The 24,006-nt window shown below is 70.3% G+C and carries 20 protein-coding genes; 17 read left to right on the top strand and 3 right to left on the bottom strand.

Features of this window, described 5'->3' with window-relative positions; genetic code table 11:
- Nucleotides 1-74 precede the first annotated feature (74 nt).
- From mtnP to F0L68_RS34330, 4 genes are all read left to right on the top strand, one after another.
- Nucleotides 75-956, top strand: coding sequence for an S-methyl-5'-thioadenosine phosphorylase (gene mtnP, locus F0L68_RS34345; RefSeq protein ID WP_149854057.1), 882 nt, complete (start codon nucleotides 75-77; stop codon nucleotides 954-956).
- Nucleotides 957-1,199: 243 nt separating this feature from the next.
- Nucleotides 1,200-2,390: a methionine adenosyltransferase gene (metK, locus tag F0L68_RS34340; protein ID WP_149854056.1), complete on the top strand. Its 1,191-nt coding sequence runs from the start codon at nucleotides 1,200-1,202 to the stop codon at nucleotides 2,388-2,390.
- Between the two features lie 37 nt (nucleotides 2,391-2,427).
- Nucleotides 2,428-2,991, top strand: coding sequence for an adenine phosphoribosyltransferase (locus tag F0L68_RS34335; RefSeq protein ID WP_149854055.1), 564 nt, complete (start codon nucleotides 2,428-2,430; stop codon nucleotides 2,989-2,991).
- Between the two features lie 277 nt (nucleotides 2,992-3,268).
- A complete protein-coding gene (locus F0L68_RS34330; RefSeq protein ID WP_149854054.1) occupies nucleotides 3,269-3,949 on the top strand; it encodes a LuxR C-terminal-related transcriptional regulator in 681 nt (226 codons plus the stop codon).
- A gap of 14 nt (nucleotides 3,950-3,963) precedes the next feature.
- Here F0L68_RS34330 and F0L68_RS34325 read toward each other — a convergent pair whose 3' ends face one another.
- Nucleotides 3,964-4,746 carry an HpcH/HpaI aldolase family protein gene (locus F0L68_RS34325; protein ID WP_149854053.1) on the bottom strand — a complete coding sequence of 261 codons (783 nt, stop codon included), beginning with the start codon at nucleotides 4,744-4,746 and terminating at the stop codon, nucleotides 3,964-3,966.
- A complete protein-coding gene (locus F0L68_RS34320; RefSeq protein ID WP_149854052.1) occupies nucleotides 4,743-5,780 on the bottom strand; it encodes a carbohydrate kinase family protein in 1,038 nt (345 codons plus the stop codon). The genes F0L68_RS34325 and F0L68_RS34320 overlap by 4 nt, the downstream gene beginning before the upstream one ends.
- A 289-nt stretch (nucleotides 5,781-6,069) precedes the next feature.
- Between F0L68_RS34320 and F0L68_RS34315 the strand changes: the two genes are divergently transcribed.
- The 10 genes from F0L68_RS34315 (at nucleotide 6,070) to F0L68_RS34270 (ending at nucleotide 17,668) form a co-directional block, all read left to right on the top strand.
- Nucleotides 6,070-7,005, top strand: coding sequence for a class I SAM-dependent methyltransferase (locus F0L68_RS34315; RefSeq protein WP_188316987.1), 936 nt, complete (start codon nucleotides 6,070-6,072; stop codon nucleotides 7,003-7,005).
- A 6-nt stretch (nucleotides 7,006-7,011) separates the two neighbouring features.
- Nucleotides 7,012-7,566: a hypothetical protein gene (locus tag F0L68_RS34310; protein ID WP_149854050.1), complete on the top strand. Its 555-nt coding sequence runs from the start codon at nucleotides 7,012-7,014 to the stop codon at nucleotides 7,564-7,566.
- Nucleotides 7,563-8,375 (top strand): 2-keto-4-pentenoate hydratase, encoded by an 813-nt coding sequence (locus F0L68_RS34305; protein ID WP_149854049.1) that lies wholly within the window; start codon nucleotides 7,563-7,565, stop codon nucleotides 8,373-8,375. The genes F0L68_RS34310 and F0L68_RS34305 overlap by 4 nt, the downstream gene beginning before the upstream one ends.
- 9 nt (nucleotides 8,376-8,384) lie before the next feature.
- Complete coding sequence (locus F0L68_RS34300; RefSeq protein WP_149854048.1) at nucleotides 8,385-8,912, top strand: cupin domain-containing protein; 528 nt, start codon at nucleotides 8,385-8,387, stop codon at nucleotides 8,910-8,912.
- Nucleotides 8,894-9,853: a zinc-binding dehydrogenase gene (locus F0L68_RS34295; protein WP_149854047.1), complete on the top strand. Its 960-nt coding sequence runs from the start codon at nucleotides 8,894-8,896 to the stop codon at nucleotides 9,851-9,853. The genes F0L68_RS34300 and F0L68_RS34295 overlap by 19 nt, the downstream gene beginning before the upstream one ends.
- A gap of 67 nt (nucleotides 9,854-9,920) precedes the next feature.
- Nucleotides 9,921-13,538: a non-ribosomal peptide synthetase gene (locus F0L68_RS34290; RefSeq protein ID WP_149854046.1), complete on the top strand. Its 3,618-nt coding sequence runs from the start codon at nucleotides 9,921-9,923 to the stop codon at nucleotides 13,536-13,538.
- Nucleotides 13,535-14,941 (top strand): condensation domain-containing protein, encoded by a 1,407-nt coding sequence (locus tag F0L68_RS34285; protein WP_149854045.1) that lies wholly within the window; start codon nucleotides 13,535-13,537, stop codon nucleotides 14,939-14,941. Before F0L68_RS34290 ends, F0L68_RS34285 begins: the two co-directional genes overlap by 4 nt.
- Before the next feature lies 1 nt (nucleotide 14,942).
- A complete protein-coding gene (locus F0L68_RS34280) occupies nucleotides 14,943-16,283 on the top strand; it encodes an MFS transporter (RefSeq protein WP_149854044.1) in 1,341 nt (446 codons plus the stop codon).
- Between the two features lie 17 nt (nucleotides 16,284-16,300).
- Nucleotides 16,301-16,477: an MbtH family protein gene (locus F0L68_RS34275; RefSeq protein WP_149854043.1), complete on the top strand. Its 177-nt coding sequence runs from the start codon at nucleotides 16,301-16,303 to the stop codon at nucleotides 16,475-16,477.
- Nucleotides 16,478-16,480: 3 nt separating this feature from the next.
- The gene (locus F0L68_RS34270) at nucleotides 16,481-17,668 is read left to right on the top strand and encodes a thioesterase domain-containing protein (RefSeq protein WP_149854042.1); all 1,188 of its coding nucleotides are present in this window, start codon (nucleotides 16,481-16,483) and stop codon (nucleotides 17,666-17,668) included.
- Nucleotides 17,669-17,724: 56 nt separating this feature from the next.
- Here the strand turns inward: F0L68_RS34270 and F0L68_RS34265 are convergent, their stop codons facing one another.
- The gene (locus tag F0L68_RS34265; RefSeq protein ID WP_149854041.1) at nucleotides 17,725-18,072 is read right to left on the bottom strand and encodes a DUF190 domain-containing protein; all 348 of its coding nucleotides are present in this window, start codon (nucleotides 18,070-18,072) and stop codon (nucleotides 17,725-17,727) included.
- Nucleotides 18,073-18,162: 90 nt separating this feature from the next.
- On the opposite strand from F0L68_RS34265, the gene ileS reads away from it, so the two are divergent.
- The 3 genes from ileS to F0L68_RS34250 all read left to right on the top strand — a co-directional run bounded on the left by ileS (nucleotide 18,163) and on the right by F0L68_RS34250 (nucleotide 23,905).
- Complete coding sequence (ileS, locus tag F0L68_RS34260) at nucleotides 18,163-21,705, top strand: isoleucine--tRNA ligase (protein ID WP_149854040.1); 3,543 nt, start codon at nucleotides 18,163-18,165, stop codon at nucleotides 21,703-21,705.
- Nucleotides 21,706-21,746: 41 nt separating this feature from the next.
- The gene (locus F0L68_RS34255) at nucleotides 21,747-22,898 is read left to right on the top strand and encodes an acyl-CoA dehydrogenase family protein (RefSeq protein ID WP_149854039.1); all 1,152 of its coding nucleotides are present in this window, start codon (nucleotides 21,747-21,749) and stop codon (nucleotides 22,896-22,898) included.
- Between the two features lie 170 nt (nucleotides 22,899-23,068).
- Complete coding sequence (locus F0L68_RS34250) at nucleotides 23,069-23,905, top strand: helix-turn-helix transcriptional regulator (protein WP_149854038.1); 837 nt, start codon at nucleotides 23,069-23,071, stop codon at nucleotides 23,903-23,905.
- Nucleotides 23,906-24,006 lie beyond the last annotated feature (101 nt).

Below are 24,006 nucleotides of genomic sequence, written 5' to 3'. Positions count from 1 at the left end.
GGCGGGTGTCGGCTTGCTACGCTGTAGTTCCGGTGCTCACCGCGGCGATCTTTCGATGGGATGGTGTTCCTCGAATGTCACGTAAACCTGTGGAAGCGGAGATCGGAATAATAGGCGGAAGTGGGCTCTACGAACTGTCGATGCTGGCGGACGCCCGCTCGGTCGACGTCTCGACGCCCTTTGGCCCGCCAAGCGGACCGATTGTCCTCGGCGAACTCGCCGGCCGGCGAGTGGCGTTCGTTTCCCGGCACGGGGCAGGGCATCGGCTGTCACCGTCGGAGGTGCCGGCGGCCGCGAACATCTACGCCCTGCGGCAGCTCGGCGTCGCCGAGGCGGTGGCCGTCAGCGCCGTTGGGAGCCTGCGCGCGGAGCTGCGGCCCGGCGACCTGGTCGTGCAGGACCAGCTGGTCGACCTCACCCGGGGGATCCGCCGGGCCACGTTCTTCGAGGCCGGCGTCGTCGCGCACCTCCCGTTCGCCGACCCGTACTGCGCCCGGCTGCGCCCGCTGCTCGTCGCCGCCGCCCGCCGCGCACAGGGTGCGACCGTGCACGACTCCGGCACCTACGTCTGCATCGAGGGACCGCAGTTCTCCAGCCGCGCCGAGTCCGAGCTCTACCGCTCCTGGGGCATGGACGTCATCGGTATGACGGCGGCGCCCGAGGCGAAACTGGCTCGCGAGGCCGGCATCTGCCTCACCGGGCTGGCGCTGGTCACCGACTACGACTGCTGGCGCCGGGACGAGGAGGCGGTCACTGCCAGCATGGTCGCGGACACCATGCGCAGGAACGTGGTCGCCGCACAGGCGGCCATCGCCGAGTTTCTTGCGACGGCGCCGCCGGCGCAGCCCTGCGACTGTCACGACGCGCTCGACCACGCTCTGCTGTCGGATCTGGCCGGGGCAGGGGAAGGGATCTTGGCGCGGTTGGGGCCCATCGTGGAGAAGGTTCCACGATAGGTGCGGGCAATGGTGGTCAATGAGCGGTTCCGTTGCCGGTTCCGTGGAGTATTGAGTTCTCGCTTTCGGGCTACACACAACGTCTTAGAAACGGCTACGACCTCTCGGGGTTGCTAGTCGAAGGTGCCCTGGGTCACACTGGTATCCATATCCGGTCGACACCTGATCTTTCCGGCGCGAGAATCGTTCGATTGATCTCCTACCGTCGGTTGGCCCAGGTCCGACGCCTGCGAGGAGTCCTGCGTGTCTGATCGCCTGTTCACTTCAGAATCGGTTACCGAAGGTCATCCAGACAAGATGGCCGACCAGATAAGCGACGCGATACTTGATTCGGCACTCGGCCGTGAATCGCAAGCCAGAGTGGCCGTCGAGACGCTCGTGACAAACGGTCTCGTGCATGTCGCCGGCGAGGCGAGCCACCTGCCGTCCGATGTCGCCGCCGTCGTCCGCGAGACCATCCTCGACCTCGGTTACGACTCGTCCGGCAAGGGGTTCGACGGTGCCGCCTGCGGGGTCCAGGTCTCGATCGGCCGCCAGTCCCCGGACATCGCGCAGGGCGTCGAGACGTCGATGGAGGCACGGCTCGGCGGTGGCGGCGACGAACTGGACCGGCAGGGCGCGGGCGACCAGGGAATGATGTTCGGCTACGCCTGCAACGAGACGCCCGAGCTGATGCCGCTGCCGATCATGCTCGCGCACCGGCTGGCGGAGCGGCTGGCCGCGGTGCGGCGCAGCGGAGCCCTCGGGTTTCTCGGCCCGGACGGCAAGACCCAGGTGACCGTCGCCTACGACGAGGACCGGCCGGTTCGGCTGGACACGGTGGTCGTCTCGACCCAGCACGCGCCGGGGATCGACCTGGACCGGACGCTGGCCCCGGCGATCGAGAACGAGGTCGTGCGCCCGGAGCTCGACCGGTTCGAACTGGCCAGCGACGATGTCCGGCTGCTGGTGAACCCCACTGGGCGGTTCGAGATCGGCGGCCCGATGGGCGACACCGGCCTGACCGGCCGGAAGATCATCATCGACACCTACGGCGGGATGGCGCGGCACGGCGGCGGGGCGTTCTCCGGGAAGGATCCGTCCAAGGTGGACCGGTCCGGCGCATATGCGATGCGGTGGGTGGCCAAGAACGTGGTCGCCGCCGGCCTGGCCGCCCGGTGCGAGGTCCAGGTCGCCTACGCGATCGGACGGGCGGCCCCCGTGTCGCTGTTCGTGGACTGCTTCGACACCGAGAAGGCGCCGGTGGACCGCATCCAGGCGGCCATCAACCAGGTCTTCGACCTCCGTCCCGCCGCGATCATCCGCGACCTCGACCTGCGCCGGCCGGTCTACCGCAGGACAGCGGCGTACGGGCACTTCGGCCGGCAGGGCCCGGAGTTCACCTGGGAGGCCGCCAACCGCGTCGACGCCCTGCTGGCCGCACTCGATGCCTAGTCAGGAAAGTGATGCCTAGTCAGGAAAGTAGGGCCAGATGAGACGTCCCGACGCGCCCGCCGACCCGGTGGCGGACGATGTTCTCGCGCACCTGCGCGCCTATCCCGACTATCCGAGCCCCGGCGTGCTCTTCCAGGATCTGTCGCCGGTGCTGGCCCGGCCCGGGCTGCTGGCCAGGGTCGCGGACGCCGTGGTCGTCCGCTTCGGCGGCGCCTTCGACACGGTGTTGGCCATCGAGGCCAGGGGCTTCGTGCTCGGCGCCGCGGTCGCGCAGGCGACCGGCACGTCGCTGGTGCTCGCCCGCAAGCCCGGCAAACTGCCTGGTCAGGTGCACAGGGTGCGCTACAGCCTTGAGTACGGCGAGGCAGCGCTTGAGCTCCAGCGCGGCGCGTTCGGCCCCGGCGCCAGAGTGCTGTTGGTCGACGACGTGCTCGCCACCGGCGGGACGCTTGCGGCGGCCGGCGAACTGGTGGCCCTGGAGCACGGGCGAACCGTCGGCTATGCGGTCGTCGTGGCGATTTCCGCGCTCGGCGGCGCTCGGCGGCTCGCGCCGCTGGATTCCTTCGCGCTCGTCACCGTGCCGCCCCAGGCCGCAGCCTGAACATGACGCGGCTGACAGCACGCGAATACCGGCCTACCGTGGTGTCGGAGGGCCCTGCTGAAGCGTCGGTCAAACGGCGCAGTCGATTACGTGCTTCTGTCGGTATAGATCACCATCGGACTGGGTTACTCTCAATGGTTCGCGAGTTTTTTGGGGGTCACCTGAAATTTTCCTGAATCTGCCATGATCGCGGTCCGCGCGCTCGTGGTCGATTCTCGGTGAGCAGCCTGCGGGGGGATCACACCGTGCAATCCACAGCCCTGAAAGATTTTGGACAGTGACCGGTCCGAGGGAAACTATTCGTGTCGTTGTCATCGACAATCATATGCTTTTTCGACAGGGCCTGGTGCAGATACTCTCGTCGGAGCCCGACATCGTCGTCGTCGGCGAGGGCGGCTTCGGCAGCGAGACCACGGACGTGATCGGGCAGGTCAAGCCGGACATCGTGCTGCTGGACAGCGACCGTGGCGGAACGCTGGCCATCCAGACGCTGCGCGAACTCCGCGCGGTCTCCGCGGAGTCGAAGGCGATCATGGTGACCGCGCACGACGAGCCCCGCATGGTGGGCAGCCTGATCGCGGCCGGCGCCTACGCCTATGTGCTCAAGAGCGCCACCCGCGAAGAACTGTTGATCACCCTGCGCACGGTCAATCGCGCGTCGGGGCACGTGGTTGTCTCGGTGTCCCGCGAGACGGTCCAGGGAATGAACGGCCTGGACCGCCCGCTGCTGTCGAGGCGGGAACGGGAAGTGATAGTCCTCGTCGCGTCCGGCCTGCGCAATTCTGAGATAGCCGGCGAGTTGTACATCTCCGAGGGAACCGTGAAGCGGCATCTCACCAACGCCTACTCGAAGCTGGGCGTTGAATCGAGAATGAGCGCCGTGAAAAGGGCGATATCGCTTGGCATCGTGTCGTTCGGTGAGTTGTTCGAGGGCAGCTCGGACAACGGCGACGGCTGAGGAGAGGAGAGCGCTCAGGCCGTGGCCGGTCTGCCGGCCGCAGCCGAGTGCGCCGCCGCCGTCGCGCCCGACATGGCGGACCGGATCACCTCCGTGTCGACGCCGCTGGCCACCAGCCCCGCGCCCCTGCCCCACCAGTGCGCCGCCCGGCCGACGCCGGGGGCGAACAGGCCGGTCGCGACACCGTGCCCGGCGGCGAGGCGAACGGCCGACTCCAGCCGGTCCACGACGCTGGGATGGTCGATCTGACCTGGCACGCCGAGGGAATGGGACAGGTCCATCGGGCCGAGGAAGATCGCGTCGAGCCCCGGCACCGCAAGGATCTCCGGCAGCTCGGTCAGCGCCGCCCTGCCCTCGACCATCACCAGCGTGGCAACGTCGTCGTCGGCGGTGGCGAACCAGTTCTCCCGCTGGCCGTAGCGCGCCGCCCTGACCCACGGGTTGGCGCCGCGTTCCCCCCGCGGCGCGAACCGCGCCGCGCGGACCGCCCGCACGGCGTGCTCCGCCGACTCGATCTGCGGCACGAGCACCCCGTTCGCGCCGAGGTCGAGGACGGCGCCGATCGACGCCGCGGCCGACGTCCGCACTCGCACCACCGTGTGCAGCCCGGCGGCCTCCGCGGCCAGGATCGCCTGCCGCACATCGGAGAGCTCGTGCGGACCGTGCTCCATGTCGACGATCACCACGTCGAAGCCCGCGATCGCGACCAGCTCGATGATCTCCGTTGCCGGGATCAGGTTGAAGATCGCCAGCAGGCGCTCGCCCCCGGCCAGCCGGGCGCGCAGCGACGCGGTCACCGGTCCGCTCCCGAGGTCGCCGCCTCCCGCGCCCCGGCCAGGCGGCCGGCGGTCAACGCCTTCATCAGGTGCGGCGTGAGCTGCGAGGCCGCGGCCTTGCCGTACGCGCCGACCAGCCGGTTCTGCAACGCCGGACCGTCCAACCGATACTCGGCGGTCCCGCTGGTCTCCAGCACGACGGTGGCGATCAGGCAGCCGAGCCGGGTGGCCGCCGCGTGGGGCAGGCCCCAGTTGCGTGCGGCCAGGAACCCGGCGCGGAAGCCGTCGCCCGCGCCGGTCGGGTCGACGACCTCGGCCGTCGGCACCGCAGGCACGGTCAGCGGCTGCTCGCCGGTCCGGTCCACCCGCGCGCCGCCGGCGCCCAGCGTGGTGATCCACGTGCCGACCCGCGACAGCGCCTGCGCGTCGGTCCAGCCGGTCTTCTGGAGCAGCAGCGCGTGCTCGTACTCGTTGGTGAACAGCTGGTGCGCGCCGTCGACCAGCCGGCGGATGTCGGGGCCGTCGAGCAGGGCGAGCTGCTGCGACGGGTCGGCCGCGAAGGGCTTGCCGAGCCGCCGGCACTCCTCGGTGTGCTCCACCATGGCGACCGGGTCGTTCGCGCCGACCAGGACCAGGCCGACATCGGGCACCCGCTCGACCAGCCGGCTCAGGCTGATGTCCCGCGCCGCCGCCATGGCGCCAGGGTAGAAGGACGCGATCTGGTTCTGGTCGAGGTCGGTGGTGCACCAGAACCGCGCGGTGTACTCCTCGGCGCTCACCAGCACCGGTTCGGTGTCGACGTCTTCCCGCTCCAGCCACAGCCGGTACTCGGCGAAGTCCCGGCCAGCCGCGCCGACCAGCAGCGGGCGCTGCCCGAGTCGACCGAGGCCGGCCGCGATATTGGCGGCCACGCCGCCGTAGTGGACGTCGAGGTGCTCCACCAGAAAAGAAAGGGAGATATGCTCAAGCTGTCCTGCGACGAACTGCTCGGCAAACCTTCCCGCAAAAGTGGCGAGATGGTCGACTGCGATGGACCCGGTCACGGCGATTCTCATGAAAACATTGTCCGTGGTGCGCGGCCGGTCGTCATCAGCTAATGGGCACATAGTCAGATGTGACCTTCTGCTCGCAGTAGTGGCACGTTCGTGCGGGGCGAAGATGGCCTTATCCATTGATTGTGGCGTGCGTCCAGGGCTGTTTACGCTGGCGGCCAGTGTGGAATTGGGTCCCGATCGCGGGCGCCCACCTCGTCAAATCAGAAAGGGGCACAGCGTGTCCATCACCGGATCGACGAAACGGGCCACCGTGGACAGGCCAGCCTTCGAGCTGTTCGAAGGGTATGCCGTGAGCAGCATCATCGCGTCCCTGGAGATGGTCGGCCTGCTCGACCTGCTGGAGGCGGACGGGATCGGCGAGGAGGTCATCGTAGACCGGATGCCGGACGCGGCCGCCCTGCTGCGCGCCAGCCTCCGGTTCCTCGCCCAGCGGGGGGTCGTCGAGGAGTCGGCGGCAGGCTACGCGCTGTCCGACTACGGCCGGGAAGTGTGCCGCGACAAGGGCTACCTGGTGTGGCTGGTCGGCGGCTACGGCGAGCCGCTGCGCCGGATCGAGTCCTTCCTCGGCGGCGGAAAGCGCTACGGCGAGGACTACGTGCGCGACGGCAAGTGGGTGGCCGGCGGCGCCGCGCTGCTCGGCGGCCGGGACGTCGTGCCGCAGGCCAAGGACCTGTTGCGGCAGACCAGCTTCAACCAGGTGCTCGACCTCGGCTGTGGCAACGCCCGCCTGCTGATCTCGCTGTGCCAGGAGTTCGACGCGAACGGCGTCGGGATCGACATCAGCCCCGAGGCGTGCGCCGACGCGCGGGCCGCCGTCGCGGCCCAGCACGTGACGGACCGCGTCGTGATCACCCAGGCCGACGCCGGCGCGCTCGGCGAGATCGACGCGCTGGCGAACACCGACCTGGTGGTCACCTTCTTCCTGCTGCACGAGATCCTGGCCCTGGGCAAGGACGTGTTGATCGCCTACCTCACCGAGATGGCGCGGATCCTGCCTGGCGGCGCCCACCTGCTCATCGCGGAAGTCGAGCCGCCTGCGCGGGAATCCGGCCTGCCGGAGCGGTTCACGCCCGAGTTCACCTACGTGCACGCGTTGATGCGGCAGGTGCTGATTCCGGCGGACGAGTGGGTGGCCGTGCTGGAGACCAGCGGGTTCGCCGTGCGGACGGTGCAGCGCAACGACATGCCCGGCGGCATCCTGCTGCTGGCCCAGACGAGCGCGTGACCCGCCATGACCCACGTTGCCGAGAAAACGACCCCGCGCGGCTACCGGCTTTCCGCGCCGGGTGGTCCCGTCGTCGCGGTGCACTCCGACGCGCTGGTCACCAGCCCCGTGCCGCTCGCAGCTGTGTCGGCGGCCCGACTCCGTCCCTCGGTCGCCGTGCTCCTCGGGCGCGAGCTCGCGGCCGGCGCGCCGCCCGGCGCCGTCGAGCGCGCGATCGGTGCGGCCTTCGTCGCGGTGGAGGTGTCGGACCCGGACGGCGGGCCGGCGCGCTTCGTGCTCGGTGAGCGGGCCGTGGAGCTTCCGCTCGGCGGTCCGCTCACCCTCTGGCAGACCGGGACCGACGCGGAGGTCACGCAGCCGGAGTCGTTCGGCGACCTCGTCACCAGGGTCGGCGCGGCGGCCGGCGAGGCCGGCGGATTGCCGCCGGGCGCGATCGTGCTCGTCGGCCCGATCCGGCCTGGCGCAGGTCTGCCGGCCCGGCCCGGCACGGTTCAGTTGTGGGGCCCCGGTTTCGCCACCGTGATCGTCGCGATCACCTCGGGAGAGGAGGCGGGCGCATGACCGACGTATCGGTTTCCGTGCAGGGCGCGATCGACCGCCTTGCGCGCAGGCTGGACGACGCGTGGGAGAGCGGGGCGAGCATCGCGCCGCTGAGCGAGTCCGAGGCGCTGACCTCGCCCGAGCTCGCCTACCGGATCCAGACCAGGTGGACCGAGCTGCGGCTCGCCGAACACGGAGACCGGGTCATCGGCAGGAAGATCGGGCTGACCAGCAAGGCCATGCAGCAGCAGATCGGCGTCGACGAGCCCGACTACGGCACCCTGTGGGGCTCCCGGCACTTTGTGGCCACGGCCGGCCGCGCGCTGTTGCCCTCAAAGGTCTTCCTACAGCCACGGGCCGAGGGCGAACTGGCGTTCCTGATCGGCCGCCCGCTGCACGGCTGGCCGATCACGGCGCAGGACGTGCTCGCCGCCACCGACGCCGTCGCCGCGAGCATCGAGGTGATCGACAGCCGCATCACCGACTTCCGGATCGCCCTGACCGACACCGTCGCCGACAACGCCTCGTACGGGGCGGTGGTCCTCGGGCCGTGGAACGCGGCGCTGCGCGGCGCCGACCTGCGGACGATCGGCATGCTGATCCACCTCAACGGGGAACTCGTCGTGCACGGCGCCGGCGCGGCCGCGCTGGGCAACCCGGCGCGGTCGGTCGCCTGGTTGGCCAGGCGGCTGGACGAACTGGGCACACCGCTGGAACCGGGCGACATCGTGCTGTCCGGGTCGCTCGGGCCGTCGCTGCCGGTCAGCCGGGGGGACGTGTTCACGGTGGAGACGCACGGCCTGCCGCCGCTGTGCGCCGTGCTCGAGTGACCGGCGGCGGTGGCTGACCGGACAAGAATCTTCAAGGCCGGGGGAGCCGTCGTTCCCTACCATTTCGCTACCGATGTTCAGGGACATCGACGGTTCCACTGGTTCCATCTGCCGCAGCACCTTCGATGGTTCGCGCGGCAATGTCGCCTGAATGGATGGATCATGGGAATAGCGCAGGATTTCAGCGCAATGCCGCTGTTGCGGGCGTGGGACGGTGTGACGGTTCGGGTCGTGCACGGCGAACTGATGTCGATTGCGATCGCCGAGCTGGAGCCGAACATCCTGGTTCCGGAACATCAGCACGTCAACGAGCAGCTCGGCGTCGTCATCGAGGGATCGGCGGAGTTCCGGTCGGGCGGCGAGACGGTGAAACTGGGCGTCGGCGGCACGTATCGCTTCCTGGCGAACGTGCCGCACGAGGTCCAGGTCGGCGAGAACGGGGCCGTGTTCGTCGAATGCTTCTCGCCAAGTCGCGAGGACTGGAAGTCGATACCCACCGCTGAGAACACCGGCGTCCGATGGCCACCCGCAAAGTGACCGCACTCGTCCGCGCCGCGAACCGGGACTCGGTCGAGTTCCGGCAGGTGCCCGCGCCGGAACCCGCCGCAGGCCAGGTCGTCGTCCGCGTGCGGGCCGTCTCCGTCAACCGGGGCGAGCTGCACCGGATCGACGATCCGGCCAACGGCGGCTGGCGGCCGGGCTGGGACCTGGCCGGCGAGGTCGTGGCGGGGCATCGGGACACGACCGAGTTCACCGTGGGCACCAGGGTTTTCGGCATGTGCCAGGGCGGCAGCTGGACGCAGGAGCTGGCCGTCGCCGAGTCCAGCCTGGCCGCGATCCCGGACACCGTGTCGTGGCAGCAGGCCGCGGCCCTGCCGGCGGCCGGACTCACGGCGCTGCGGACGCTCCGAATGGCCGGACCGCTGGCCGGCCGCGCGGTGCTGGTCGTCGGCGCGAGTGGTGGGGTCGGCCGGTTCGCCGTGCAGTTGGCCCGCCGCGCCGGCGCGGAGGTGACGGCCGTGGCCGGCGGCCCCGAGCGGGCGGCGGGGCTGGCGGCGCTGGGCGCCGCGCGCGTGGTGACCGACCTGGCCGAGCTGCGGCCCGGCTTCGATCTCGTCCTCGAGTCCGCAGGCGGGGAGTCGCTTACGGCCGCGCTGTCGCTGGTTGGCCATCGCGGCCTGGTGGTCAGCTACGGCAACTCCTCCCGTCGGGACACCGTCCTGTCAATCAACGACTTCTATCCGAAACAGGCGCGGCTGCATGGCTTCTACCTCCTCGACGGCATCGTCGAGGAGCCACCCGCCGCGGACCTTGCCGAGCTGGCCGGGCTGTGTGCCGCCGGCGAGTTGTCCGTCGAGGTGGGGGCCGAGGCCGACTGGGCGGACGTGACGACCGTGCTGAACCTGTTGCGCACCAGGCGGGTGGCCGGCAAGGCCGTGCTCCTGGTCGGATCAGCGCCGCGCGGCCCCGACGGCTGACCTCGGGATCGTCGCCACACCGATCGCACGCGCCAACAGATCGCAGCGCCTACAGGGGAGGAACAGGGTGTCACCAACAGATCAGGCGGTGGGTGTTCGACGGGAGCGGATCTGGCTGCTCAGCCAGCTCGCCACCGAGCCGTCGGTCCACCACAACGCGCTGTCGCTGCGGATCCACGGTCCGGTGGACGTCGCGACGGTGACCCGCGCGCTGGACGTCGTGCTGGCGCGGCACGAGGTCCTGCGCACGGTCTTCTCCTTCCGGGGCGGCGAGATCGTCCCGGCCGTGCTGGACGGGCCAGTCGCGCTGACCGTCGTGGAGGAGCTGCGCGCGCTGCCCGCCGCCGACCGCGCCGCCGAGCTGGCGCGGCTGACCGAGGAGCAACTGCGCGCCCCGTTCGACCTCGCCGCCTCGCCGCCGGTCCGGTGCACGCTGGTCCGGCTCGGCCCCTACCGCTACGAGCTACTCGTTGTGGCCCACCAGATCGCCGCCGACCGGCGCTCCCTCGAACTGCTCGGCGAGGAGATCGGTGCCGTCTACCAAGCGCTCGTTCATGGTGACGCGCCGGAGGCCGGTCCGGCCGGATCCTCGTTCGGCGAGTTGGCCGAGGACGCCGAAGCCCGCCTCAGCGGCGGCGACCTCGCCGACAGCCTCGACTTCTGGAAGCACGCGGTCGCCGACCTGCCGGACGCCCGTTCCCTGCCGTACCAGCGTTCCCGCCCGGAACTGGGCACCCAGGCCACAGGCCGCACCGAGTTCACCGTTCGGAGCACGGTCGCCGCGCGGCTGCGTGAGCTCGCCTCGGCGGAGCGGACCGACGTCAGCACGGTCGTGCTCGCCGGCGTCGTAACCCTGCTGCACCGCCAGCTTCGCGCGTCGGACCTGGTGCTCGGCGTGCCAACGGACCTGCGGGACGCCGCGAGCGCCGACGTCGTCGGGCCGCTCACCGAGACGCTCCCGCTACGCCTGCGGCTGCCCTACGACCCGACCTGGCGCGAGGTCGTCCGGGTGGTCCGGGACGGACTGCGGGACGTGGCGGCGCACCGGGAGGTGCCACTACAGCGGCTGATCGAGTTCGCCCGGCCCGAGCGGCAGCTGTCGATGCACCCCCTGTTCCAGATCCTCGTCGCTGGCGCGCCTGCGGTGCCGCGACCGAGGACGATCGGCGGCGTCACCTTCGACCCGCGCCTGGTCGACGTGGCGCGGTCGCCCTTCGACATCGAGTTCCGGGTGGCGGACCGGGATTCGCTCGACGGGGCGCTGTCCTTCCAGGAGGAGCTGTTCGCGCGGCGCAACGTTGACACCATCGCCGAGCAGCTGCTGCACCTGCTCCGGCAACTGGCCGAGGACCCCGACACCCGGCTGTCCAACGTCGCGCTCATCGGCGGCGACGAGCGCGAGCGGATCCTCTACGGCTGGAACCGGACCGCCGTTGACTATCCGAGGGACGCGCTCGTGCACGAGCTGTTCGAGCAGTGGGCGGACCGGACCCCGCAGGCGCCGGCGTTGTTGTGGGAGGAAACCGGGTACACCTACGCGGAACTTGACCGGCGGGCCAACCAGCTCGCCCACTACCTGCGCGAGTTGGGCGCCGGCCGGGAGACCCGGATCGGCCTGCACTTCGGGTACTCGGCGGAGTGGGTGGTCTCGGCGCTGGCCACGCTGAAGGTCGGCGCGGCCTACGTGCCGCTCGATCCGTCCTACCCCGCCGACCGGCTCGCGATGATGTGTCGCAGCGCGGACGTCGAGATCCTGCTGTCGCATGTCGGCGCAGGCGAGTCGCCGGAGACCCCCGGCGTCCGCAGGGTGCTCGTCGACAGCGAGCCGGCGATCGCCGACCAGCCCGGCGACCGGCTCGCCACCGAGGTCCGTCCCGACCAGTTGGCCTACGTCATGTTCACCTCCGGCTCCACCGGCCGCCCCAAGGGCATCGCGGTCTCGCACCGCAACATCGTCCGCACGGTGCGGGGGATCACCTACACGCGGTTCGCGCCGGGCGACAGCGTCGCCCAGGGCTCCAACATCTCCTTCGACGCGACCACGCTGGAGACCTGGGGCGCGCTGCTCAACGGCGCGCGGCTGGTCGGCCTGCGCAAGTCGGATCTGCTTGAACCGCAACGACTTCGGGCGCAGCTGGTCGAGAACGAGATCGACATGATGTTCCTGCCGGCCGCGCTGATGAAGCAGCTGGTTGCCGAGGCGCCTGCGACCTTCGCGTCGCTGCGGTACTTCCAGTCCGGCGGCGAGCAGGCGGACTACCACACGCACCGAAGGATCATCGCCAACGGCGTGCCGGAGAACCTGATCAACCCGTACGGGCCCACCGAGACCACCGTCAACGCCACCGCCTACCGCACCAACGACCTCACCGACGACGAGCAGCACGTGCCGATCGGTTTCCCGCTGGCCAACACGACGTGCTACGTGCTCGACCAGTACTGGCAGCCCGTGCCGGCCGGTGTCGTCGGCGAGCTGTTCATCGGCGGCGACGGGGTGTCCAGGGGCTACCTCGGCCAGCCCGGCCTGACCGCGGAGAAGTTCGTGCCCGACCCCTACGGCGAGGCGGCCGGCGCCAGGATGTACCGCACCGGCGACCTGGCCAGGTACCGGGCCGACGGGGCGATCGAGTTCCTCGGCCGGGCGGACCGGCAGATCAAGATTCGCGGCTTCCGCGTCGAGCCCGGCGAGGTCGAGGCCGCGGTTCTCCTTTCGGGACAAGTAAAAGAGGTTTCCGTCCAGGTCGGCGACGACGCCGGCGGCGACCACCAACTGGTGGCCTACCTGGTCCCCTCGGCGCCCGATCCCGACCTGGCCGGCCTGCGCGAGTTCATGCGCGAGCAGGTGCCCAGCTACATGGTGCCCGCCCTGTACGTCCCGGTGCCGTCCTTGCCGTTGAACGCCAACGGAAAGCTGGACATCCGCGCGCTCGCGGAGTTCGCGCCATCGGCGAGCGCCCAGGCCGAGCCGGCCCAGTCCGAGCAGGCCGAGCCGAGCACGGCCACCGAGGGCAGGCTCGACGCGCTGATGACCGGCGTACTTGCGCTGACCGGGATGGGCGTGCACGACGACTTCTTCCGCGCAGGCGGCGATTCGCTCAAGGCCGTCGCGCTCGTCACTCGCGCCAGGACGATGTTCCGGCTGGACATCCCGCTGTCGGCCGTCTTCCGCAATCCCACGGTGGCCTCCCTCGCCGCGGAGATCGACCGCCTGCGCGCGGCCCCCGCCGCGCCTGCCCAACCGGTGCGGAGCAGGCCAGAGGCCAAGCAGGACAAGCAGATCCAGGTGACCGCGCCCCCGGTCGCGGCGCCCGCGCCGCAGGAGGTCAGGCCGGTCGCGCGAGCCGGAGCGTCCACGCAGGACCGGGTCGTCGAGATCTGGCAGGAGGTTCTCGACGTGTCCGGGCTCGGGCCGGACGACGACTTCTTCATGCTCGGCGGCCATTCCCTCAAGGTCACCAGAGTGGCCTCCCGGGTGAAGGCGGTCTTCGGGGTGAACGTGCCGCTGCGGCTGCTGTTCGCCAACTCGACGGTCAAGGCCTTCGCCGACGCCGTCGACAGCCTGCTGGAACCATCAGGGCCGGCCGATCCGCTGCCGACCCCGTCCGATCCAGCCCCGGCCGATCCCGTCACCGGGCTGGAGAACCTCATCGACGAGGTGCGGCGGATCGCCGATGAGGCCGAATGACCGATCTACGCAGCGTCATCGGTCGCCTCGAAGGCCTCCCGGTGGCCAGCAGGGGCGCCGCGCTCGACCTGCTGCACCAGCGCGGCGACGAGTTCGGCGTGTACGAGCTGTCCTCGGCGCAGCGGCGGCTGTGGTTCCTCTGCTCACTGGACGAGGAACTGCCGATCTACAACGTCCCCTACGCGTTCCGGCTCACCGGACCGATCGACGAGGCCGCCCTGCGGCACGCCGTCGAGGCGCTGATCCGCAGGCACGAGATGCTGCGGACGATCTTCTTCGACATCGACGGCGAACCCTTCTATGCCGTGCTGCCCTCGATCCCGACGCCGTGGACAGTGCGCGGCCTGCCAGACGATCTCGGCGAGTCGCTCGACGCGGAGGCGCGCCTGCCCTTTGACCTGCGGCGCGGGCCGCTGCTGCGCGCCGGGCTGCTGACCGATGGCGCGGACACGCATGTCTTCCTGTTCACGCTGCACCATCTGATCTGCGACGGCTGGAGCCTGGCGATCATGCTCCGCGAACTCGGTGAGGCCTACCGCGCCGCCGTGCAACGGCAGGAGCCGCGACTCGGCCCGCCGCCGGCGCGCTTCGCCGACGCCGTACGGCGGCAGGAGACCAACGAGGCGGCCGAGCTGGCGGAGCTGCGCCGGTACTGGACCGACCAGCTCGCCGGCGCGCCGTACCTGCTGCCCCTGCCGGCTGATCGGCCCCGGCCTGCGGTCGAGAGCCACGAGGGCGCGCAGGAGGTCTTCGAGTGGCCGCTGGCGCTGCGGGAGGACGTCGAGGGTTTCTCCGCCCAACACCGGGTGACGCCGTTCATGACGGTGCTGACCGCGTTCGAGGTGTTGCTGCACAGCTATACCGGGAGCGAGGACCTGCTGGTCGGCGTGCCGGTGTCGGGCCGAGGCAGCCTGGAGACCGAGGACCTGGTCGGGTTCTTCGTCAACACGGTCGTGCTGCGGGTCCGGCCGACCGGCCGGATGCGGTTCTCCGCGCTGCTGGACCACGTGCGCGACGCGACGCTGGCGGCGCAGGCCCACCAGGACTATCCCTTCGAGGCACTGGTCGAATCCCTTGGCGCGCCAAGGAGTCTGAATCACCATCCGCTGGTCCAGGTGTGTTTCGTGCTGCTGGAGAAGGAGAACGAGCTGCTGCGGCTGCCCGGTGTGACCTGTGAGCTGGTCCAGGGCCACACCGGCACCAGCAAGTTCGACCTGACCATGTCCCTCATCGCGGTGCCAACCGGGCTGCGCGGGGTGGTGGAGTACGACAACCGGCTGTTCGACCGGGAAACCGTGCGGCGCATGGTGTCCGACCTGCGGGCGATCCTGACCGCGGCGGTGGCCGCTCCCGAGCGGGAGATCGGCTCCCTTGCGCTCTCGTCGCACGGCGGGGGGCGCTGACATGGCCAAGCCGAGACAGCTGACCGGGATGACGGCGTTCTCCGTGCTGTGGATCGGCCAGGTGCTGTCCGCCGTCGGCACCCGGATGACGAACTTCGTGCTGGCGATCTGGGTGTGGCGGGAGACCGGGCAGGCGTCCGCGCTCGCGGTGCTGACCTTCTGCGCGTTCGGGGCCACCGTGCTGTGCAGCCCGTTCGCCGGCCTGCTCATCGACCGGCTCAGCCGGCGGCTCACGATCATGCTCAGCGACATCGGTTCGGCCGTGACGACGGGAATCCTGCTGCTGTTGTTCCTCAGCGGGCACGTGCAGCTGTGGCAGCTCGTCGCCACGAACACGCTGACCGGGGCCTTCCTCGCGTTCCAGTTCCCCGCCTACGCGGCGACCGTCGCCGACCTGTTGCCCAAGGAGCAGTACCCCAAGGCGAACGGGATGCTGTCGCTGGTCAGGTCGCTGCCCGCGATCGCGGCCCCTGCCCTGGCCGGTGTGCTGCTCGACGCGTTCTCCACCAGCGGCATCCTGCTGGTCGGCGTGCTGGCCTATGTGATCGCGATCGGCACCGTCTTCCTCGTGCGCCTGCCGTCGAAGCCGGACCGCCAGGGCGAGAAGGTCGCGTCGTGGTGGCACGACTGGACGGCGGGCTTCCGCTACATCGCCCACCGGCGCGGGCTGACCGGCCTGCTGGCGCTCAACACCATGGTGGGGCTGACCTCCGCCATGGGCTTCGTGGTGCTGATCCCGATGATCCTCGCGCGCACCGGCGAGGACCAGTTCCAGCTCGGCATCGTCCAGTCGGTCGGCGCCGTCGGCGGGGTGTGCGGCGCGCTCGTGCTGACGCGCGTTCGGCCGCCGGAGAAGAAGATGCGGTTCGTGATCGGCGGGATCCTGGCCTTCAGCGTGCTCGGGCAGATCGGGATCGGGCTCGGCAACACCCTGGTGGTGTGGGCGGTGGCCTGGTTCTTCGCCTGGCTGACGGTGCCGTTCGTGGAGGGATACAGCCAGGCGATCTGGCAGCTGAAGGTGCCCTCCGGCGTGCGGGGACGGGTGTTCGCGGCCACGCAGTTGTTCGAGAACCTGGCGCTGCCCGTCGGCTTCGCGATCTCCGGCCCGCTCGTCGACCACTACCTGACGCCGCAGATGCGGCCCGGCGGCAGCCTCGCCTCAACGTTCGGCCCGCTCGTTGGCACCGGACCCGGCGGCGGCATGGGCCTGATCTTTCTCGCGGCGGGCACCATCGGCACCGTCTGCGCGCTGGCCGCGGCGCTCACCAGGAGCGTCCGCGACCTGGAAACCCAGTTACCAGACCACGACGACGTGGTCTCCACCGCGAATCTGCCCGGCTGAACAGGGGAGGATAGACCGTGGACCCGGTGGTCAAGGTCGTGGTCAACGACGAAGAGCAGTACTCGATCTGGCCCGCCTTCCGGACGAATGCGCCCGGCTGGCGGGACGAAGGCTTCCAAGGCAGCGAGAAGGAGTGTCTGACGCATATCGCCGCGATCTGGCCGGACATCCGGCCGGCAAGCCTGCGGGAGTGACCGTTGAACAAGGACGTGTGCGTGCACAGGGTCGCGTCGCCCGGGGACCTTCAGGCCCGGGTGCTGGAGCGCGCGTGGTTGTTCGTGACGGGCGGGCTCCAGCTGTCGCGTTTGCCGACAAGCCTGGCCAGGGTCTGCTGGTCCGAGCGCGACGACACACTGCACGAGCAGGCGGTCCGCGAGCTGGACACGGTCCCCGGCGACGTGCTGCGGGGAACCCTGCTGTGCACGGGTTCCCGCTCGGAGCTGCACTTCTGTTCCGACCCGGCGGAGGTCGACCAGCCGGGGCTCGCCAGGGTGGTCGAGGACGTGCTGACCACCTATCGCGGGCTGAACACGGGCCGGCTGATGGTTCCCGAGGTCGCGCAGGCCGCCGCCGCCGACGTGCCGTCGGCCTGCCAGCCCTCGGCCAAGGCGCCGCCGGAACTGGTGGTGCTCAACGACGCAGGGCGACCGCACCTGCACCTGTACTACCCGGGCGCCGGCGTCGGCGCGGCCTACCGGGACCTGGTTGCCGCGCTGCCCTCGCACTGGACCATCACCGCGTGCGACGACGCGCAGCACGCGGAGTCGGTCGAGGCCATGAGCGAGTCCTACCTGGCGGCGCTGACCGACCGGTTCGCGCGGCCGGACCTGCTCGGCGGCTGGTCCATGGGTGGCCTGGTCGGCCTGGACGCCGTCCGGCGACTCGCCGACCGGGGCTCGACGAACCGCCCCGGCCTGGTGCTGCTGGACAGCCCACCGCCGACCCGGCCGGACACGGAGTCCAGAGTGGACGGACAGGTCGGGGAGTTCGCCGAGTTCCTGTGGGAGTCCTTCGCCTTGCGGCGGTACCAGCCCGTCGTCGTCGACGTCGGCAAGGACGACGACCTCGGGCTGCGGCTGCTCTCGGCCGGGCTGAGCAGAGCGGGCGAGGAGGTGCAGCCCGAGTGGCTGGCCGAGTGGCTCGTGCAGTACCGCAGGCAGCTGCGGGTCCTGTCGGAATACCGGCGCAGCGACCGCACCGACGTGCGCGCGTTACTTCTTCTGGGTGCACTTACCGAGGAGCAGATCGCGGAATGGCGGCGGGTGGTGGGCCACGGGCTGTCGGTCGAACAACTCGGCGGCGGCCATTTCGAATTGCTGCGGCCGCCATTCGTGACGGAGGCGGCGCGATTGATGGCCGCCCGCCTGGCGAGCGGAGTGGAGTGAGGAGGGATGCCGCATGCGTCGATCGGATGGAAACTCGTTCGACCGCGAGAAATCGCCTAGCGACGGTGGCCGAACAAACGAGGTCTGGATTGCTCGCCTCGGCGGGCCGGCACGACGACCTCCAGCCGGTCGAGGGTGACCAGCCCATGGTGGATCAGCCCGTCGAGTCTGGGCAGAAAGTCTCGGATGCGGTCCTCCCGGTCCACGATCAACACCACGAAGCCCAGGCCGTCGACCAGGGAGAGGAGCCGGGTGCTGTGGACCTTCAGGGTCGTTCCGTAGCCCTCGATCGCCCGCAGCACGGTGGCGCCGGCCAGCCCGGCGGCGTGCGCCCTTCGGACGATCTCGTAATAGACCGGTCTGTGCTGCCAGGTCTCCTCGCCCACCAGCACTGTCAGCCGCATTGCCTGTCCTGGTTCGATCACCGTGACCAGCCTTTGCGCCGCTTTTTTGGGTCCTGGTAATTAGGTTAGCCCGGTTCGTCCCTCGGTGAAATGCCCGTTGGCGCGGGTGCCGGCAATTGTGACGAAAGTAGTAGCCCGTGTGTGTCGGTCGATGGCCCTCCGCCGGGCACGGAGTCGGACAGGAATCTTCAAGTCACTGATCGCCGCGTCCCGCTAGTCTGCGAGACGTCGCGGCCGCGGTGTCGCCCAGCCATGCCAGGGCGTCGGTCCCGACCTGGCGTGCGCCGCAAATCGTCGGCGAGCCGACAGCGAACCCTGGCCGGTGTGCGCCGGCCGACCGTAGAAATGCGAGGACGACAGGTGCCGTTCGATCCCGTCGAGGTCCATCCGAGTTTTGTTGACATGGAAGAACGGGTGCTCCGGCGGTGGAGCGAACGTGACGTCGTCCGACGGTCGCTGAGCGCGGGCGGCCCCGAGGCGCCCCTGCTGCGGTGCTACGAGGGCCCGCCGACCGCCAACGGCAGGCCCGGCGTGCACCACGTCGAGGCCAGGGTCTTCAAGGACGTCTTCCCCCGGTTCTTCGCCATGAAGGGTTACCGCATCCCGCGCCGCGCCGGCTGGGACTGCCACGGCATTCCCGTCGAGATCGAGGTGGAGAAGCAGCTCGGCATCGCCAGCAAGCCGGAGATCGAGCGGTTCGGGGTCGCCGAGTTCAACGAGCGGTGCCGGCAGTCGGTCACCGGGTACGTGGGCGAGTGGGAGCGGCTGACCCACCGGATCGGGTACTGGGTCGACACCGACAACCCGTACCAGACGATGGACACGTCCTACGTCGAGAGCGTGTGGTGGTCGCTGAAGACGATCTTCGATCGCGGCCTGCTCTACGAGGACCACCGCATCGTGCCGTACTGCACGCGGTGCGGCACGACCCTGTCCTCCCACGAGGTCGCCCAGGGTTACGCCGACACCAAGGACCTCAGCGTCTACACCCGGCTGCCCCTGCTCAGCGGGCCGCTGGCACCCGGTGGGTCGGGCGTCGACGGGGACCTCGCCGGCGCCTCCCTGCTCGTGTGGACCACGATGCCGTGGACGGTGATCTTCAGCAGCCTTGCCGTGGTGGGCAAGGACATCCACTACGTGCTCGCGCGCGGTGGGCGGGCCGGCGCGCACCTGGTGGTGCTGGCCGCCGAGCGGGTCGAGCCGGTGCTCGGCCCGGACGCCGAGGTGCTGCGCGACGTCGCGCTCGACGAGATCCTCGGCGCCCGCTACCGGGGTCCGTACGAGTACGTCGGCCCCGGCTCGCCGGACGACCCCGACGGGGACCCGGCCTCGTGGCGTTACGTCGTGCTCGGCGACTTCGTCAGCACCAGCACTGGCAGCGGAATCGTGTCCACCGCGCCCGCCTACGGCGAGGACGACATGCGGGTCGCCAAGGAGAACGGCGTCACGGTGATCAACGGCGTCGGCACCGACGGCCACCTCGACGACCGGATCGGGCCGTTCGCCGGCATGTACATCCGGGACGCCACCGAGCGGGTGGTCGATGACCTGCGCGAGCGCGGCCTCGCCGTGCACACCGAGATGTACCAGCACTCCTTCCCGTTCTGCTGGCGGTGCGACACGCCGCTGGTGTACTACGCGAAGCTCTGCTGGTTCATCGGGACCACCAGCTACCGCAACCAGTTGATCGACGGGAACGCGGAGGTCGACTGGCGGCCTGAGCACATCCGGACCGGTCGGTACGGCGACTGGTTGGCTAACAACGTGGACTGGGCCGTGTCGCGGGAACGGTACTGGGGCACGCCGTTGCCGCTGTGGCGGTGCCAGGGGTGCGCGCACACGATCGCGGTCGGGTCGCTGGCCGAGCTCGGCGAGCGCGCCGGCCAGGAACTGTCCACACTGGACCCACACCGTCCCTACGTCGACGACGTCGAGTTCGGCTGCCCGTCCTGCGCCAGCGGAGTGATGCACCGCGTCCCCGAGGTGATCGACGCCTGGTATGACTCGGGTTCGATGCCCTTCGCGCAGCACGGCTACCCGCACGTGCCGGGTAGCGCGGAGGCCTTCAAGGAGCTGTTCCCCGCCGACCTCACCGCAGAGGCCATCGACCAGACTCGCGGCTGGTGGTACTCGCTGCAAACCGTGTCCACGCTCCTGTTCGGCGAGAGCAGCTACCGGCGGGCCCTGTGTCTTGGGCACATCGTGGACGAGTCGGGCCGCAAGATGTCGAAGTCGGTCGGCAACGTGCTGGACCCGTGGACGCTGATCGGCACCCACGGCGCCGACTCGCTGCGCTGGCTGCTGCTGGTGGAGGGCAACCCCTGGCAGTCGCGGCGGGTGTGGGACGAGGGCATCCAGCAGGTGACCCGCAAGCTGCTGATGACGGTCTGGAACACCTACTACTTCCTGGTGACCTACGCCAACCTGAGCGGCTGGAGCCCGGACCTGCCGGCGCCGGACCTGATGCGACGTCCGGTCATGGACCAGTACGTGCTCGCCGATCTCGCCGACGCGGTGTCCGAAGTGGACAGTGCGATGAGCAACTTCGACGTGACCCGTGCCGGCAAACGGATCGGGCTGTTCGTCGAGGACCTGTCCAACTGGTACGTGCGGCGCACGCGGGAACGGTTCTACCACGGCGAGCCCGGTGTCGAGCTGAGCGAGGACACCCGCGCCGCGTTCGCCACGCTGCACACCTGCGTGACCACGCTGGCCGGGCTGCTCGCCCCGTTCACCCCGTTCCTGGCCGACGAGATCCACGAGAACCTGGTGCGGCGCGGCCCAGACGGACCGGCCGACTCGGTCCACCTCGCCCCGTTCCCGGTGGCCGACACGAACGCCGTCGACCCCGGCCTGCGCACGGCGATGTCGTTGGCCCGCAGGCTGGTCACGCTCGGTCGGGACGCGCGCAACACCGCAAGCGTCCCGGTGCGGGTGCCGCTGCGGCGAGCCATCCTGACCATCCCGGCCGATCTTCGCGACCACATCGGGCTGGTGCGCGACGTGGTCGCCGCCGAACTGAATGTCAAGGAGATCTCCCAGGCGGACAAGGAAAGCGGCCACCTGGTCACCTACACGGTCAAGCCGGACTTCCGCGCGCTCGGCAGGCTTTTCGGCAAGCAGACCCAGCAGGTCGCGACCGCGCTGCGCACGCTGGACGGCGAGGACGTGCTGTCCGCAATGGCCGCCGGGGCGGAGCTGACCGTCGTGATCGGCGGCGCCGACGGGGCGGCCGGTGAGACGGTCGCCGTGCCGGCGGACGCGGTGCGCGTGCTGGAGGAGCCGATCGCCGGCTGGCAGGTCTCCTCGGACGGCGACTGCCACGTGGCCCTCGACGTCACGCTCGACCAGGAACTCAAGCTGGAGGGCCTGGCCAGGGAGTTCGTCCGCATGCTCAACGAGCTGCGCAAGCGCCGCGGCTACCAGATCGCCGACAAGGTGCACCTCGGCGTCTCGGTCGCGGTCGACCCCGGCGGCGAACTCGCGTCGATGCTGCGGCTGCACCCCGAGGAGATCACCGGCGGCGTCCGCGCGCCGAGGATGCGCGACGAGGTCGACCCGCAGTCCGCCGAGCGGATCTCGATCGGTGACGGCGAACTGCTCGTCGACCTGCGCGTGCTGGCGGAGCACTGAACTCGGGAATTCCCGACTGACAACGAGAGGAGCGTTGCGGGGTGCGGATCACCGACGCCACGTTGAGCGAGGCGCACCGTGCGGTGCGCGACCGGGTACGCAAGGTCGCCGAGGCGGTCATCGCGCCGAACGCGGCCGCCGTCGACGCCACCGGGGAGTTCCCGGTGGCGTCCCATCGGGCGCTGGTGGCCGAGGGCCTGTACGCGCCGCACGTGCCGGAGGAGTACGGCGGCGACGGCGCCGACACGCTCACCTCATGCCTGATCGTCGAGGAGGTCGCGCGGGTCTGCGCGTCCTCGTCGCTGACGCCCAACGTGACCCGGCTCGCGTCGCTGCCGCTGCTGCTGTCCGGGTCGGCGGAACTCGGTGAGCGGTACCTGCGTCCGCTGCGGGACGGGGCGATCCTCGCGTTCGCCCTGTCCGAGCAGGACGCGGGCAGCGACGCCGCGTCGGTGCGCACCAGGGCCGTGCGGGTGGACGGCGGCTACCGCATCGACGGGGACAAGCGTTGGATCACCAACGCCGGGGTCGCGGACTACTACCTGGTGGCCGCTGTGACCGATCCCGACGCCGGTGCGCACGGCGTGTCGATGTTCGTGGTGCACAGCACGGACGAGGGCGTCTCGGCCGGGCCCGACGAGGACAAGTTGGGCATGCGGGGCTCCCCGACCTGCCCGGTCCACCTGCGCGGGGTGCACGTGCCGGCGGACCGGCTGGTCGGTGCCGAGGGCGAGGGTCTGCGGCTCGCGCTCGGCGCCCTCGACCACAGCCGGATCACCATCGCCGCGCAGGCCGTCGGCATCGCGCAGGGTGCGCTCGACCACGCCGCAGGCTACGTCGCGCAGCGGCGCCAGTTCGGCCGTCCGCTGGCGGACTTCCAGGGGCTCCGGTTCAAGCTCGCCGACATGGCGATGCACCTGGAGGCGGCCAGGCAGCTGACCTACGCGGCCGCCGCGCGATCCACCCAGGACAGCCCCGATCTGCGCTTCTTCTCCGCCGCGGCGAAGTGCTTCGCGTCGGACACGGCCATGCAGGTCACGACGGACGCCGTGCAGCTGCTCGGCGGCCACGGTTACACCCGCAACGCGCCGGTGGAACGGATGATGCGGGACGCGAAGGTGACCCAGATCTACGAGGGGGCCAACGAGATCCTGAGGACGGTGATGGCCAAGCAGGTGCTCGCGGACCACTAAGGGCGACCGTCTGGCGCAACACCACGCCACCGGCGCGCTCGACGCCGCGAGTAGAGTGGGATGTCCTCGATCACGAAGTCGTCGTCGCCAGGCTGGTCTTCCGCTAGGGCGCGGCCAGAGCAGGGGAGGGGGCTGGGCGCGGGCTTTCTCCTGGCCGCGTCCACACGCCGATGCGCAATATCACGCGTCTCGCCGCCGGTCCGGGTTTCGCCATCGACGACGTGCACGTGCGTATGCACGAGCCGTCCTGGACGAGCCCGGAGGCCAGCACGGCCTACCGACTCGTCTTCGTCCGGCACGGTGTGTTCCGGCTGCGGGTGAGCAAATGGGAGCTGCTCGCCGACCCGGCCACCGTGTACGCGGTGCAGGCCGGCGACGAGCAGTCGATAGCCCACCGGGTCGGCGCGAACGACACGTCGACGTCGGTCGTGCTGTCCCCGGTGTTGTTGGCCGATCTCACCGCCGACCGCCGGTCGATCCCGGTCGGCCCGATGTTCACCAGCGGCCGGGTCGACCTGGCCCACCGGCAGCTCCTGGCCTGCGCGCGCGGGGGCGCCGACCGGTTCGAGCTGAGCGACCACGTATTGCGGCTGGCCGCGGCGCTGCTCGACCCCAAGCAGTGCGGGCCGGCGGGCTCCACGGACTCCCGCGGTTCCAACTCGCGCCGCAGGATGGTTGAAGCCGCAAGGGAAGCGCTGGTCGCTGACCCGGTCTCGCTCGGGCTGGAGTCGCTTGCCCGACAGGTCAGCGTGTCGCCGACCTACCTGAGCCGGGTGTTCCGCAGCGAGACCGGGCAGACCCTCACTCGGTTCCGCAACCGACTGCGGGTGCGCATGGTGCTCGACCGGATCGAGGCGGGCGAGTCGAGCTTGTCCCGCCTGGCGGCGGAGCTGGGCTTCGCGGACCACGCGCACCTGACCCGCACGGTCCGCGACGAGGTCGGCTGCACGCCATCGGCGGTCCGCGGTTTCCTCGGCCCGCGCCCCGTGCCCGCCGCGGGGGCCTAGGGCACCCAGCGGTATCCGTAAGCGGTATGCCCGTTTCGCCTACCCCGTAGCACCTCCGAAATGGGCGAACACCTCGGTCTATGCGTCCATTGTGGCGTCTC

The sequence above is a fragment of the Solihabitans fulvus genome, assembly GCF_008386585.1.
Taxonomy (GTDB): Bacteria; Actinomycetota; Actinomycetes; order Mycobacteriales; family Pseudonocardiaceae; genus Solihabitans; species Solihabitans fulvus.
This window is presented reverse-complemented; position numbering and strand designations above follow the sequence as displayed.